This is a genomic window from Shinella sp. Sh6 (genome assembly GCF_055392685.1).
In genome coordinates, this window is the sequence record NZ_AP044005.1 from 1,859,882 (window position 1) to 1,873,203 (window position 13,322).

At 66.2% G+C, this 13,322-nt stretch carries 14 protein-coding genes; 8 read left to right on the top strand and 6 right to left on the bottom strand.

Annotated elements, in window-relative coordinates:
- Positions 1-10 precede the first annotated feature (10 nt).
- From ACZ5TO_RS09100 to ACZ5TO_RS09115, 4 genes are all read right to left on the bottom strand, one after another.
- On the bottom strand, positions 11-532 hold the full coding sequence (locus ACZ5TO_RS09100; RefSeq protein WP_464800276.1) for an RNA polymerase sigma factor: 522 nt from the start codon (positions 530-532) through the stop codon (positions 11-13).
- 78 nt (positions 533-610) lie between these two features.
- The gene (locus ACZ5TO_RS09105) at positions 611-1,303 is read right to left on the bottom strand and encodes a phosphodiester glycosidase family protein (protein WP_464800277.1); all 693 of its coding nucleotides are present in this window, start codon (positions 1,301-1,303) and stop codon (positions 611-613) included.
- Between the two features lie 113 nt (positions 1,304-1,416).
- Positions 1,417-2,109, bottom strand: a complete 693-nt coding sequence (locus ACZ5TO_RS09110) for a ferredoxin (protein WP_464800278.1) — start codon at positions 2,107-2,109, stop codon at positions 1,417-1,419.
- 107 nt (positions 2,110-2,216) lie between these two features.
- The gene (locus ACZ5TO_RS09115; RefSeq protein ID WP_464800279.1) at positions 2,217-3,788 is read right to left on the bottom strand and encodes a trimethylamine methyltransferase family protein; all 1,572 of its coding nucleotides are present in this window, start codon (positions 3,786-3,788) and stop codon (positions 2,217-2,219) included.
- A gap of 340 nt (positions 3,789-4,128) precedes the next feature.
- Here ACZ5TO_RS09115 and ACZ5TO_RS09120 point away from each other — a divergent pair, with 340 nt between their 5' ends.
- Positions 4,129-4,824 (top strand): corrinoid protein, encoded by a 696-nt coding sequence (locus ACZ5TO_RS09120; RefSeq protein ID WP_184139857.1) that lies wholly within the window; start codon positions 4,129-4,131, stop codon positions 4,822-4,824.
- 51 nt (positions 4,825-4,875) lie between these two features.
- Here ACZ5TO_RS09120 and ACZ5TO_RS09125 read toward each other — a convergent pair whose 3' ends face one another.
- On the bottom strand, positions 4,876-5,034 hold the full coding sequence (locus ACZ5TO_RS09125; RefSeq protein ID WP_184139859.1) for an entericidin domain-containing protein: 159 nt from the start codon (positions 5,032-5,034) through the stop codon (positions 4,876-4,878).
- Between the two features lie 17 nt (positions 5,035-5,051).
- Here ACZ5TO_RS09125 and ACZ5TO_RS09130 point away from each other — a divergent pair, with 17 nt between their 5' ends.
- The 7 genes from ACZ5TO_RS09130 (at position 5,052) to ACZ5TO_RS09160 (ending at position 12,140) form a co-directional block, all read left to right on the top strand.
- Positions 5,052-5,693: a DUF1638 domain-containing protein gene (locus ACZ5TO_RS09130; RefSeq protein ID WP_464800280.1), complete on the top strand. Its 642-nt coding sequence runs from the start codon at positions 5,052-5,054 to the stop codon at positions 5,691-5,693.
- A gap of 110 nt (positions 5,694-5,803) precedes the next feature.
- Positions 5,804-6,586, top strand: a complete 783-nt coding sequence (locus ACZ5TO_RS09135) for a formyl transferase (RefSeq protein WP_464800281.1) — start codon at positions 5,804-5,806, stop codon at positions 6,584-6,586.
- A gap of 187 nt (positions 6,587-6,773) precedes the next feature.
- Complete coding sequence (locus tag ACZ5TO_RS09140) at positions 6,774-7,076, top strand: virulence factor (protein WP_184139865.1); 303 nt, start codon at positions 6,774-6,776, stop codon at positions 7,074-7,076.
- Complete coding sequence (locus tag ACZ5TO_RS09145; protein WP_184139867.1) at positions 7,069-7,656, top strand: methylenetetrahydrofolate reductase C-terminal domain-containing protein; 588 nt, start codon at positions 7,069-7,071, stop codon at positions 7,654-7,656. Before ACZ5TO_RS09140 ends, ACZ5TO_RS09145 begins: the two co-directional genes overlap by 8 nt.
- 3 nt (positions 7,657-7,659) lie before the next feature.
- On the top strand, positions 7,660-8,754 hold the full coding sequence (locus tag ACZ5TO_RS09150; protein ID WP_184139869.1) for a methylenetetrahydrofolate reductase: 1,095 nt from the start codon (positions 7,660-7,662) through the stop codon (positions 8,752-8,754).
- Positions 8,755-8,846: 92 nt separating this feature from the next.
- Entirely contained in the window at positions 8,847-9,812 is a 966-nt protein-coding gene (locus ACZ5TO_RS09155) for a methyltetrahydrofolate cobalamin methyltransferase (protein ID WP_464800282.1), read from the top strand.
- Between the two features lie 285 nt (positions 9,813-10,097).
- A complete protein-coding gene (locus ACZ5TO_RS09160; RefSeq protein ID WP_464800283.1) occupies positions 10,098-12,140 on the top strand; it encodes an ASKHA domain-containing protein in 2,043 nt (680 codons plus the stop codon).
- A gap of 195 nt (positions 12,141-12,335) precedes the next feature.
- Here the strand turns inward: ACZ5TO_RS09160 and ACZ5TO_RS09165 are convergent, their stop codons facing one another.
- A complete protein-coding gene (locus tag ACZ5TO_RS09165) occupies positions 12,336-13,253 on the bottom strand; it encodes a LysR family transcriptional regulator (RefSeq protein ID WP_184139874.1) in 918 nt (305 codons plus the stop codon).
- Between the last annotated feature and the right edge of the window lie 69 nt (positions 13,254-13,322).

Below are 13,322 nucleotides of genomic sequence, written 5' to 3' on the forward strand. Positions count from 1 at the left end.
CGTCCTTCCGTCACGCGGCCGCATCGCGCAAAAGCACCTTCAGGCGCTTGCGGGCCTCGTGCACATGCCAGGAAATCGTCGTTTCGGCGCAGCCGAGCACATCGGCCGCCGCCGCGTGGCTGAGCCCCTCGCCGTAGATGAGCAGCACGGCGTCGCGCTGCTTTTCGGGAAGCTGGCGCACGGCCTGCCACAGCGCCTCGCCGGCATCCTCGTCTGGTCCGCTCTCCAGAACGACTTTCTCGCGCGAATAGGCGGCCTCGCGCCATTCGGCGCGGCGGCGCTTGCGCATCTGGTCGCGCGCCGCATTCAGCGTCACCGTATAGAGCCAGGTGCCGAAGCGGCTCGCCCCCTTGAAGCCGCGGATGGCGCCGGCAAGGCGTATGCACACCTCCTGCGCCACGTCCTCGGCATCCTGCCGGTCGCCGCACCATCGCCAGGCGACGGCATGGATGAAATCATAGCGGCTCTCGACCAGCGCGGCGAAGGCCTGCCTGTCTCCCGAAGCCGCCTTCTCGACGAGTTCTGTTTCCACGGGTCCATCCCGGTTGGTGCACACTTCCTTCAGACGTGCGCCGCAGGGCAATCCTTGGGCATGCACCCGATTATTTTGTCACGGCGGCAGGTTTTTCACGACGGCGATGATCGTGCCCATCACGGCATTGCGGTCATGCCGCCGGATTTCCGGGGAATAGAGGCTGGAAATGCTGCCGTCGAGGAAGAGCGCGTTGCGGCAGCCGAGCCGGTCGCGGAAGAGCGTGGCGAAATCGAAAAAGCGCACCGGATCGTTCGACAGGACGAAAGCGACGCGCCCGTCCGGCAGGATGCCGACGCCGTTGCGGATCTGGAGGCTCGTGCCGTCCGGCAGGAAGCGCGGATGGATATTCCCGTCGATCACCAGCATCGGCCCCGACTGCGTCGCCTCGCGCGGCGCGATCCCCGCGCTCGCAAAGGCCTCCGTCTCCATCACGCCCGCCTTGCCGCCGTCCACCCAGAAGACGCCGTTCGGCTTCAGGAAGAAATTGCCGAAGGCATCGCCTCGATTGAGCGCCCCGGTCTCATGGCCCTGCTCCACCAGCAAACCCACCGGCCCGTAGTCCGGATGGTACATGCCGCCGTTCATGGCGAAGCTCATATACTCCCGGTTACGCAGCAGATGCGTGTTGAGCCGGTCATACGTCGCCCCGCCCGCGCCCAGCGCCGCCGCCCCGAAGAGCCGGATCGTATCCGTCGCCGGATCGAAGGTGCAGACGGTGTAGCGGGCGGACTGGTGCATCGCCTCGGCGCATTTCGGCGGTTCGGCCATGGCTGGCTCCCGGAAGGCAAAAGCGGCAATGAGAAGGGTGAAGACCGGAAAGAAGCGCATATCGCACAGGATCATAAGCCAATGCGGCAAAACTAGTGGAAGCCCGGAAAAGGTCAAAGCGACAGCGCGGCCATGTGGAACCGCAGTTGCGCCGCCTCATAGCGATAGCCGGCTCCGACGGGACAGGCGGCGCGGGCGAGGCAGCCGGCGGCCATGCAGCCGGCATTCCCTTCCGGCGTGCGCAGATGGGCGCGGCAGGCGGATACGTCGAAGGCGTCCGGCCGAACGGCGCCGACGGGACAGGCGGTAAGGCAGGGCTTGTCCGGACAGATGTCGCAAGGATGCGGCGCGTGCGGTGCCGGCTCCGCCCCGATGGGCTCGGCAAAGCCCAGGGCGCCGCGATAGCCGTGCCAGAGGCCGTAGACGGGGTGGATGAGGATGCCGAGCGGCGAGGCCTTCAGGCTTTCCGCGCGCATAGCCCAGCGCTGGAAGGGTTGCCATGGCGGGTCCGAGGGGAACCAGACGGTCGCGCCCGCCGCTGCCGCCACGGGGCGAAGCACCGCCTTCGACCAGGCGTCGAGCGGGTCGCTGCCGCCCCGGTCGGGCAGGCCCTCGCGCCAGCGGGAAAAGGCCGGCCACAGGGAACTGCCGATATTGCCGACAAGCGCGATGCCGGCGGCGGGGCGACCGTCGGCAAGCGCCGGGGCGGCCTCGCCGTCCTCGAAATCGACGGTGCCGCGCAAAAAAAGACCGTGCGGCGCGAGCGCCGCACGGATGGTTTCAATATCGGGGCGAGACGGCCTCACCGGGTCACGTCTCCCTTGAGTTCGTAGTGGGGGCGCCAGACTTCCTTCTGGATCATGTCCGCCACCCGCACCGCTCCGCCTTGCTCCCTGGCGCGGTCGGGACCCTTTCAGGTGAACGCGTCGGGCATCGATTCCTTGCGCTTGGCGACATAGTCCTTGAGCGCGTCGTCGATGGCCGGGTCGAGATAGGGCGCCTCGTAGCTCTCCAGCCAGGTGCGGCAGAGCGCGTTGGCGCGTTCCTCGATGCGCTTCTGGCCTTCGATCTCCCACTGCTCGAACGAGTTGTTGTCGGCGAGCGGCGAGCGGTAGAACGCCGTCTGGAAGTTGGCCTGGGTATGGGCGCAGCCGAGATAGTGGCTGCCCGGGCCGACCTCGCGGATGGCGTCGAGCGCCTGCGCGGTCTCCGAAAGGTCGATGCCCTCGGCGAACTTCTGCTGCATGCCGAGCTGGTCCTGGTCGATCATGAACTTCTCGTAGGAGGCGACGAGGCCGCCTTCGAGCCAGCCGGCCGCGTGCAGCACGAAATTCGTGCCGGCGAGCAGCGTCATGTTCAGCGTGTTGGCCGATTCATGGGCGGCCTGCGCATCCGGAACCTTCGAGCCGCACAGCGAGCCGCCGGTACGGAACGGCAGGCCGAGACGGCGGGCGAGCTGCGCCGCGCCGTAGGAGACGAGCGAGGGTTCGGGCGAGCCGAAGGTCGGCGCGCCGGACTGCATGGAGATCGAGGCGGCGAAGGTGCCGAACAGCACCGGCGCACCCTTGCGGATGAGCTGGGTGAAGGAGGCGCCGGCGAGAACCTCGGCGAGGATCTGCGTCAGCGTGCCGGCGACCGTGACCGGGCTCATGGCGCCCGAGAGGATGAACGGCGAGACGACGCAGGCCTGGTTGTGGCGGGCATAGACCTTGAGCGCGCCCACCATGGTCTCGTCGAAGACCATCGGCGAGTTGGCGTTGATGAGGTTGAGCGTGACCGTGTTCTTCTCGACGAAATCCTCGCCGAAGACGAGCTTGGCCATGGCGATCGTGTCTTCGGCGCGCTCCGGCGCGGTGACCGAGCCCATGAACGGCTTGTCGGAATATTTGATGTGCGTGTAGACCATGTCCAGGTGACGCTTGTTCACCGGAACGTCCACCGGCTCGCAGACCGTGCCGCCCGAGGAATGCATGGACGGCGCCATGTAGGCGAGCTTCACGAAGTTGCGGAAGTCCTCGATGGTCGCATAGCGGCGGTTGCCCTCGAGGTCGCGCACGAAGGGCGGGCCGTAGACGGGCGCGAAGACGGTGGCCTTGCCGCCGATATGGGCGTTGCGCTCGGCGTTGCGGGCATGCCAGGTGAAGTCGGACGGCGCGGTCTTCAGGAGCTCGCGGCAGAGGCCCTTGGGGAAGTGCACGCGCTCGCCCTTGACGTCGGCGCCGGCCTCCTTCCAGAGCTGCAGCGCTTCCGGATCGTCGCGGAATTCGATGCCGATCTCTTCCAGCACCCGGTCGGCATTGCGCTCGATCAGCGTCAGGCCTTCCTCGTCGAGAACCTCGTATTCCCTGATCTTGCGGGTGATGTAGGGCAGCGACGGGCCGGGACCGCCCCCCGTACGCGATGCGCGGCGCGCAGCCGCACCCCGCCCCTCACGCGAACGGCGTCCGCCGCCCTCGCTTGCCACCTGCTGAATGTCCTCGGTCATGATCCGTCTTCCTTGTCGTTCGTGCGCCGGAACGCGCCACTCGTCCTATGCTAGCAAGCCGTCGGGGCGGGGCGGTTCTCAATGCGCCAAGCGGTGGCGCACGCTGGATACCTTCCCGGCCGCAAAACCATAGCGGGCCGGCCCATGCAAATGTAGCGCCATTGCTTTGTTTGGACTGTCAATTCACGGCTTTCGGCGTTATGGATGAAACAAGCGCCGGGCTGGTCGCTTTTTGCTGTATGCGACGTCGTTTTCAACACCGGGTTCGCACCGCAGGAAAGCTATTCCTGTTGACGGAGCTTGCCAATGGCACGCGCAATGGAGACGAGGAAACCCCACCATGTCTGACGACGAAATCATTCTCGCCGATCTCTCCGACGAAGAACTCGTGCAGCAGATGCACGACGACCTCTACGACGGCCTCAAGGAAGAGATCGAAGAGGGCACCAATATCCTGCTCGAGCGCGGCTGGGCCCCCTACAACATCCTTACCGAAGCCCTCGTCGAAGGCATGCGCATCGTCGGCATCGACTTCCGCGACGGCATCCTCTTCGTTCCGGAAGTGCTGCTCTCGGCCAACGCGATGAAGGCCGGCATGCATATCCTGCGTCCGCTGCTCGCCGCCACCGGCGCGCCGAAGCAGGGCAAGATGGTCATCGGCACCGTCAAGGGCGACATCCACGACATCGGCAAGAACCTCGTCGGCATGATGATGGAAGGCGCCGGCTTCGACGTCATCGACCTCGGCATCAACAACCCGGTCGAGAACTACCTCGAAGCCATCGAGCGCGAGCAGCCCGACATCCTCGGCATGTCCGCCCTGCTGACGACCACCATGCCCTACATGAAGGTCGTCATCGACACGATGAAGGAAAAGGGCCTGCGCGACGACTACGTCGTTCTCGTCGGCGGCGCGCCGCTGAACGAGGAATTCGGCAAGGCCGTCGGCGCCGACGCCTACTGCCGCGACGCGGCCGTGGCCGTCGAAACCGCCAAGGAATTCATGAAGCGCAAGCACAACATGCTTGCCGGCTGACAGGAAATTCGACGGCGCCGGTCTTGAACCGGCGCCGTCCGTTCACGACCTTTAGTTTGCGGCACGTTCGACACTGCGGCCCGCGTCCTGCGTCGCATCGACGGCATTGGCCGTATCCCGACCGATTCCGCGAATGGTGTTTCCGCAGGCGCTGAGCGCCAGAAGCGCCGCGAGAACGATGCTGATCCTGGTCAGGTTTGTCCCAGTCATGGTCGGAGTCCCTCTTGATGGATGTGGTTGACGCAGAACTTCGGCTCGGAAGTCCGAGCGAAGAACGCACGAAAGCGGAAAAAGTTCGAATCATCGCCTGCGGGGCGATTGCCCGGGAGGTGCTCGCCATCCGCCAGGCCAACGGGCTCGACCATATCGACCTCGTCTGTCTTCCCGCCATCTGGCACGCCCACCCGCAGAAGATCGCGCCCGGCGTCGAGCAGGCGATCGCCGAGGCGCGCGCGGAAGGCTTTTCGCACATCTTCGTCGGCTATGCCGATTGCGGCACCGGGGGCCTCCTCGACAAGGTCTGCGAGCGCGAAGGCGTCGAGCGCATCGCCGGGCCGCACTGTTATTCCTTCTTCGTCGGCAACGATGCGTTCGCGGCGAAGGACGACGACGTGACCTCCTTCTTCCTCACGGATTTCCTCGCCCGCCAGTTCCGCGGCTTCGTCATCGAGCCGCTCGGCCTCGACCGCTACCCGCAACTGAAGGAGATGTATTTCGGCAACTACGAAAAGCTCGTCTACCTCTCGCAGGTCGAGGACGAGGCCTTGCAGCAGAAGGCGAAGGAAGCCGCCGACTATCTCGGCCTCACCTACGAATACCGCTTCACCGGCTACGGCGACCTGACGGGCGAATTGCTGAAGGCACGTTGACGCCCAGAACTAACCAATCGTTAGCGTTGCCCGAGAAATCCGCCATCCCGGTTACGGCTTCCTAAGCCCTCGTCGCGATGATGCGCGCCAAGGTTTGGCGGGGCGCACATATGACGGATATCGAAGCACGGACGGAAACGGTGGCCATCCTCATCCAGCCCGGCCCCAATCCCGAAATCGTCGTCAATGCCGTCAAGGCCGCGTTCGCGAACCTCGTGGTCATCGAGGAGCAGGCCGAATCGAAAAAACGCTTCATCCGCAGGCGGGCGAGAAAACTCGGCTGGGTGCAGGCGCTCGGCCAGCTTGCCACCATGGTCGCCTCGAAATACGGCAAGCGCTTCACGACGAAGCGTGCCGGCGAGATCCTTGAGGAATTCGGCGCACGTCCCGACAGGGACCCGGCAATCCGCCGCATCGCCGTCCCCTCCGCCAACAGTCCGGATTTCCTCGCGGCAATCGCCGAGATCCGCCCGGCGGCGCTGCTCCTCGTCAGCACGCGCATGCTGACGGCCGGAACGCTGAGCACCATCCCCTGCCCCGTCCTCAACCTCCATGCGGGCATCAATCCGCAATATCGCGGCCTGCAAGGCGGATACTGGTCGCGCGCCATGGGCGACGAGGAGAATTTCGGCACGACCGTGCACCTCGTCGACGCGGGCGTCGATACCGGCGGCATCCTCCGGCAGGTGCGGCTCAAGCCTTCCAAACGCGACACGATGCACACCTATCCGCTGCTCCAGACCGCCGCGGCCACCGGCATCGTCGTCGAGGCCCTGCGCGATGCCGTCGCGGGCGACCTCAAGCCGTTGAAAATAGCCGGACCCTCGCGGCAATGGTATCATCCGCCGATCTGGACCTGGCTCTGGAACGGCGTGACCCGCGGCATCTGGTAAATCGCAAGGCCGGAAAATCCCGCGTCGTTTTTGAGCATGGGGCAGTCGTGGCGAGTGAAGCCCGGAACGCGGCCACACAGCATTGTCAGCGCTAAAGCAATTCCCGGAAAAGTGCTCCACGGTTTCCGCCCGGAATTGCGAAGAGAGGAAGAGCGTTCCAGCGAAACGCTCCCGGAGAATTTTCGACATGGCAGACCGCATCATCGTCTACTGGCGCGACATCCCCGCCCAGGTCATCATCAAGAAGGGCCGCACGAGCGCCAAGCGGGAACTGTCGCTGCGCTTCACCGAGGCGATCGACATGTGCGCCATGCGCACCGGCGCGGCGGAGACGGACGATTACCTCGCCGAATGGCGCAAGGCCGATCCGGTGCCGGTTTCCGACGACCTGGAGGCGGAAGCCGACACGGCCGCCGCCGAACTGGAAGCGGCCTACGACCGCGAACGCCTCGTCGCCCTCGTCAAGGCCGGAGGCCGCGACAATGGCTGACGCCGTCCAGAAACCGGGCAATGCCGCCCCCGCCAAGAAGGCCGCCACCGGCGCCTTCACGCCGGCGGGCGTGTCGCCGAACCGCCGCTCGCGCCACAAATACACGGTGCGCCTGTGGGCCGTGCGCCATTCGCGCTTCTTCGAGTGGTTCTACCACCGCTTCGCGCAGGTCTTCCTGCTGCTGCATCCCGTCTGGAAGCTCTTCGGCTACCAGCGTGTGGAGCGGCCCATCACCTTCGTCGAGCGGCATGTGAAGGGCTTTCTCTTCGACTGTCGCATGTGCGGCCAGTGCGCGCTGTCGTCCACGGGCATGTCCTGCCCGATGAACTGTCCCAAGCAGTTGCGCAACGGCCCGTGCGGCGGCGTGCGCGCCAACGGCAATTGCGAGGTGGAGCCGGACATGCCCTGCGTGTGGGTGCAGGCCTGGAAGGGCTCGCAGAACATGGTGAGGGGAAATGCCATCATGAACGTGCAGAAGCCGGTGAACCAGTCGCTGCGCGAAACCTCCTCCTGGCTGCGCGTGACGGCGGAAGCCGCCGCGGCCCGCGAAGCTGCCGCCGCTGCCGGAAAGGACGCCTGATCCATGGCGCATATCGACGAAAACCCGCTCGGCGCCCACCTGCCGCTCGATCCCCTGCCCGGCCATTCCTCGCTGGGCCGCCTTGAACGCGTGCTGCGCCGCGGCGAATTCGCCGTGACGACCGAGCTCAACCCGCCCGACAGCGCAAACCCGGAAGACGTCTACGAGCGCGCCGCGATCTTCGACGGCTGGGTGGACGGCATCAACGCTGTCGACGCCTCGGGCGCCAACTGCCACATGTCCTCCGTCGGCATCTGCGCGCTGCTCACCCGCATGGGCTACGCACCGATCATGCAGATCGCCTGCCGCGACAAGAACCGCATCGCCATCCAGGGCGACGTGCTGGGCGGGGCGGCCATGGGCGTCTGCAACATCATGTGCCTGACCGGCGACGGCGTGCAGGCCGGCGACCAGCCGGGCGCAAAGCCGGTCTTCGACCTCGACTGCATGTCGCTGCTGGAAACCGTGCGCATCATGCGCGACAACGGAAAATTCCTCTCCGGCCGCAAGCTGACGACGCCGCCGAAGGTTTTTCTCGGCGCGGCGATCAACCCCTTCGCCCCGCCCTACGACTTCCGCCCCTTCCGCCTCGCCAAGAAGATCGAGGCCGGCGCGCAGTTCGTGCAGAGCCAGTACTGCTTCGACGTGCCGATGTTCCGCGAATACATGAAGAAGGTGCGCGACCTCGGCCTGCACGAGAAATGCTACATCCTCGTCGGCGTCGGCCCGATGGCCTCGGCCAAGACCGCCAAGTGGATCCGTTCCAACGTGCCGGGCATCCATATCCCGGATGCGGTCATCAAGCGCCTTGAGGGCGCCGAGGACCAGAAGAAGGAAGGCAAACAGCTCTGCATCGACATCATCAACGAGGTGAAGGAGATCGAGGGCGTTTCGGGCATCCACGTCATGGCCTACCGGCAGGAGGAATATGTCGCCGAGATCGTCCACGATTCCGGCGTGCTGAAGGGCCGCCGGCCCTGGACGCGCGAGCCGAACCCGGTCGACCAGATGGTCGCCGAACGCATCGAGGCCGCGCGCAGCGGCCAGGAACAGGACCAGCAGCAGATGGCGGAGAAAGCCGCCAGCCAGCCCCATTGACCGCGGGCCGGGCAGCAGCCGGTCTCGCAAGCTTGTAACACGGAAAATCGCGCGCTAGACCAGACAGAGCGCCCCGCCCCAGAGGACCCTATATGACACGCACCATCGTCGCCTCGGCCACCCGCGAAATCATCATCGGTTTCGACCAGCCCTTCTGCGTCATCGGCGAACGCATCAACCCGACCGGCCGCAAGAAGCTGGCCGCCGAGATGCAGGCCGGCAATTTCGAGACCGTCATCAAGGATGCGCTGGAGCAGGTCGCCGCCGGCGCCACGATGCTCGACATCAATGCGGGCGTCACCTCCGTCAACCCGAACGAGACGGAACCGGGCCTGCTCGTCCAGACGCTGGAGATCGTCCAGGGCCTCGTCGACATCCCGCTCGCCATCGACTCATCCGTCACCGCCGCCATCGAGGCCGGCCTCAAGGTCGCCAAGGGCCGCCCGCTGCTGAACTCGGTCACGGGCGAGGAAGAAAAGCTCGAAGCAATCCTGCCGCTCGTCAAGAAATACGACGTCCCGGTCGTCGCCATCTCCAACGACGAATCGGGCATCTCCATGGATCCCGACGTGCGCTTCGCCGTCGCCAAGAAGATCGTCGAGCGCGCCATGGACCACGGCATCAAGCCGCACGACATCGTCGTCGATCCGCTCGTCATGCCGATCGGCGCGCTGGGCGATGCCGGCCGCCAGGTCTTCCAGCTTCTCTATCGCCTGCGCAACGAGCTGAAGGTCAACACGACCTGCGGTCTCTCCAACATCTCCTTCGGCCTGCCGCACCGCCACGGCATCAATGCCGGCTTCATCCCGATGGTCATCGGCGCCGGCATGACGAGCGCCATCATGAACCCCTGCCGCCCGCAGGAAATGGAAGCCGTGCGCGCCGCCAACGTCCTCAACGGCACGGACCCGAACTGCACCAACTGGATCATGACCTACCGCGACCACAAGCCCGCCGAAGCCGGCGCGACGGCCTCCGCCGCCGCAGCCCCGGCCGCCGGCGGCGGCCGCCGCGGCGGCCGCGCCGCGCGCGCCGGCGGGGGTGCGCGGGCGGAGTAAGGATACACCAGCGGCTCACCCCCCTCTGCCCTGCCGGGCATCCCCCCTTGAGGGGGAGATGCCCGGCAGGGCAGAGGGGGGTGAGCCGGAAAGACAAATGCTGGCGGCAGGATGATGCCGGCAGCCGACAAACCACCGATCACCTTGCGCCCGCCCCGCAAGGTGATCTTTTCATGTCGGGAATTGGCCAGTCCGGGGCCGGTTTCCGGCGCAGTATGGCGGCAGCGTCATCATGGCGGAGTAGGCACAATGCGTTTCGACGGCACAGCAGGGACTGAGAACACTATGAGCGAAACCGCGAGCAAGGATCCCCTCGTCCTCTTCATGCCCTCCGGCAAGCGCGGCCGCTTCCCCATCGGCACGCCCGTCCTCGAAGCCGCGCGAAAGCTCGGCGTCTATGTCGAGAGCGTGTGCGGCGGGCGCGCCACCTGCGGGCGCTGTCAGATCGAGGTGCAGGAAGGCAACTTCGCCAAGCACAAGATCGTCTCCTCGCTCGACCACATCTCGGAGAAGGGCCCGAAGGAGGAGCGCTACGAGAAGGTCCGCGGCCTGCCGGAAGGCCGGCGCCTCTCCTGCTCCGCCCTCATCCTCGGCGACCTCGTCGTCGACGTGCCGCAGGACACCGTCATCAATGCGCAGGTCGTGCGCAAGGCCGCGACCGACCGCGTCATCGAGCGCAACGCCGCCGTCCAGCTCTGCTACGTCGAGGTGGACGAGCCCGACATGCACAAGCCGCTCGGCGACCTCGACCGGCTGAAAGCCATGCTGGAGAAGGACTGGGGCTGGAAGGACCTGCTCATCGCCCCGCACCTCATCCCGCAGGTGCAGTCGATCCTGCGCAAGGGCAACTGGGGCGTCACCGCCGCCATCCACCGCGACATGGATTCCTCCCGCCCCTTCATCGTCGGCCTCTGGCCGGGCCTCAAGAACGAGGCCTACGGCATCGCCTGCGACATCGGCTCGACGACCATCGCCATGCACCTCGTCTCGCTGCTTTCGGGCCGCATCGTCGGCTCCTCCGGCACGTCCAACCCGCAGATCCGCTTCGGCGAGGACCTGATGAGCCGCGTCTCCTACGTCATGATGAACCCGGACGGAAGGGAAGCCATGACCAAGGCCGTGCGGGAGGCCGTCAACGGCCTCATCGGGAAGGTCTGCGAGGAGGGCGAGGTCGACCGGCACGACATCCTCGACATGGTGTTCGTCGCCAACCCCATCATGCACCACCTCTTCCTCGGCATCGACCCGACGGAACTCGGCCAGGCGCCCTTCGCGCTCGCCGTCTCCGGCGCGCTGCAATACTGGGCGCACGAGCTCGACATCGAGGTGAACCGCGGCGCGCGGCTCTACACGCTGCCCTGCATCGCCGGCCATGTCGGCGCGGACGCGGCGGGCGCGACGCTCGCCGAAGGCCCCTACCGGCAGGACCGCATGATGCTGCTGGTCGACGTCGGCACCAACGCGGAGATCGTGCTGGGCAACAGGAACCGCATCGTCGCCGCTTCCTCGCCGACGGGCCCCGCCTTCGAGGGCGCGGAAATCTCCTCCGGCCAGCGCGCGGCCCCCGGCGCCATCGAGCGCGTGCGCATCGACCCTGTCACGCTGGAGCCGCGCTTCCGCGTCATCGGCGTGGAGAAATGGTCGGACGAAGAGGGCTTTGCCGAACAGGCGGCGAGCGTCGGCGTCACCGGCATCTGCGGCTCGGCGATCATCGAGGTCGTCGCGGAAATGTACCTTGCGGGCATCATCTCCGAGGACGGCGTGGTCGACGGCTCCATGGCCGAGAGGAGCCCGCGCATCCTCCAGACCGGCCGCACCTATTCCTACCTGCTGCACGACGGCGAGCCGCGCATCACGGTGACGCAGAACGACATCCGCGCCATCCAGCTTGCGAAATCCGCGCTCTATGCCGGCATCAAGCTGCTGATGGAAAAGCAGGGCGTCGAGCATGTCGACACGATCCGCTTCGCCGGCGCCTTCGGCTCCTTCATCGATCCGAAATACGCCATGGTCCTCGGCCTCATCCCGGATTGCAACCTCGATGAGGTGAAGGCGGTGGGCAACGCCGCCGGCACGGGCGCGCTGATGGCGCTCCTCAACCGCGACCACCGCCGCGAGATCGAAAGCACCGTCGCCCGCATCGAGAAGATCGAGACCGCGCTGGAGCCGCATTTCCAGCAGCTCTTCGTCAACGCCATGGCAATGCCGAACAAGGTTGACGCCTTCCCCGAGCTCGCCAAGGTGGTGGCGTTGCCCGAGCGCAAGGTGCTCTCGGATGACGGCGGCGGCGAAGGCGGCGGGCGAAGGCGGCGGAGGAGCCGGGAGTAGGACTGCCTCGAAGGGCGCGCGGGATTTGCCCCTCACCCTAACCCTCTCCCCGCAAGCGGGGAGAGGGAACGTGCCCTACGCAATGTCGCAATTCGGAAAACGGTGCGGCGTATCCCCTTCGCCCCGCTTGCGGGGAGAAGGTGGCCGGCAGGCCGGATGAGGGGCTTTTACGGACGCAAGCGGCGAGCCCGCCCCTCAGCAAGCCACCTGCAGCATGTCCATCGGATGCCGCTCCATGCGGGCGAAGGCGGTGCGGATCTCCTCGGCGACGGCGAGGGCCGGCGCTTCGGCTTCCTCGTTGACGACGAGGCCGATGAGATAGTGGCCGAGCGCCGGCAGGCCGTCCTTCTCGCCCAGCGCCACCATGTCGTCGCCGACGAGGAAGCGGGCGAGCGGGGCGACGGCGAGGTCGGCGCGGATGGCGGCGCGCTGGCCCATGTGATGGGCGCAGAAATAGGCGACGCGGAATTCGCGCCGCGAGCGGCTGAGTTCCTCCAGCGCCCGGGCACGCCAGATGCAGCCCTCCTCCCAGACCGAGACCGGCAGCGGGTTCTTCAGGTGCGCCGTGCCGCATTTCTTGCCGGCCCAGACGAGTTGTTCCTTGAGCAGGATTTCGCCCGGAACGGGGATCGTGCCGTCGGTGGCGTTGAAGATCGCGAGGTCGAGCCGCCGTTCGGCGACGGCGCGGCGCAGGTTCGCGCTGCTCTCGATGGAGACGTTGACCGCGATCGACGGATAGGTCTCGGCAAAACGCTTGAGCACTTCCGGCAGGATGAGCTCGCCGACGTCGTCCGGCGCGCCGAGCCGCACCACGCCGTTCATTTCCGGCGTCATGAAGCGCGACACCGCCTCGTTGCTGAGCGCGATCAGCCGGCGCGCATAGGAAAGCAGCACCTCGCCGTGATGGGTCAGCACCACCGAGCGGGCATCCCGGCGGAAGAGCGAACAGCTCAGCAGCTCCTCCAGCTTCTTGATCTGCATGGAGACGGCCGAGGGCGTGCGGTGCACGGTCTCGGCGGCCGTCGTGAAATTGCCGGTCTCGGCAATCGCCACGAAGGTTTTGAGGATATCGAGCTCCAGCAGGGGGAGCGTCTGGCGCATCAGCAGGTTCATGGCTGCCTCCATGGATCAGAAAATCTGAAGCAAACTGTCACTTCATTTCGTTTGATTGAAAACTGCGAT

Excerpts from the sequence above, each read along its gene's own strand:
- ACZ5TO_RS09105 (WP_464800277.1), bottom strand. The coding sequence starts at position 1,303 with ATGGCCGAACCGCCGAAATGCGCCGAGGCGATGCACCAGTCCGCCCGC.
- ACZ5TO_RS09115 (WP_464800279.1), bottom strand. The coding sequence starts at position 3,788 with ATGACCGAGGACATTCAGCAGGTGGCAAGCGAGGGCGGCGGACGCCGT.
- ACZ5TO_RS09120 (WP_184139857.1), top strand. The coding sequence starts at position 4,129 with ATGTCTGACGACGAAATCATTCTCGCCGATCTCTCCGACGAAGAACTC.
- ACZ5TO_RS09125 (WP_184139859.1), bottom strand. The coding sequence starts at position 5,034 with ATGACTGGGACAAACCTGACCAGGATCAGCATCGTTCTCGCGGCGCTT.
- ACZ5TO_RS09130 (WP_464800280.1), top strand. The coding sequence starts at position 5,052 with ATGGATGTGGTTGACGCAGAACTTCGGCTCGGAAGTCCGAGCGAAGAA.
- ACZ5TO_RS09135 (WP_464800281.1), top strand. The coding sequence starts at position 5,804 with ATGACGGATATCGAAGCACGGACGGAAACGGTGGCCATCCTCATCCAG.
- ACZ5TO_RS09140 (WP_184139865.1), top strand. The coding sequence starts at position 6,774 with ATGGCAGACCGCATCATCGTCTACTGGCGCGACATCCCCGCCCAGGTC.
- ACZ5TO_RS09145 (WP_184139867.1), top strand. The coding sequence starts at position 7,069 with ATGGCTGACGCCGTCCAGAAACCGGGCAATGCCGCCCCCGCCAAGAAG.
- ACZ5TO_RS09150 (WP_184139869.1), top strand. The coding sequence starts at position 7,660 with ATGGCGCATATCGACGAAAACCCGCTCGGCGCCCACCTGCCGCTCGAT.
- ACZ5TO_RS09155 (WP_464800282.1), top strand. The coding sequence starts at position 8,847 with ATGACACGCACCATCGTCGCCTCGGCCACCCGCGAAATCATCATCGGT.
- ACZ5TO_RS09160 (WP_464800283.1), top strand. The coding sequence starts at position 10,098 with ATGAGCGAAACCGCGAGCAAGGATCCCCTCGTCCTCTTCATGCCCTCC.
- ACZ5TO_RS09165 (WP_184139874.1), bottom strand. The coding sequence starts at position 13,253 with ATGAACCTGCTGATGCGCCAGACGCTCCCCCTGCTGGAGCTCGATATC.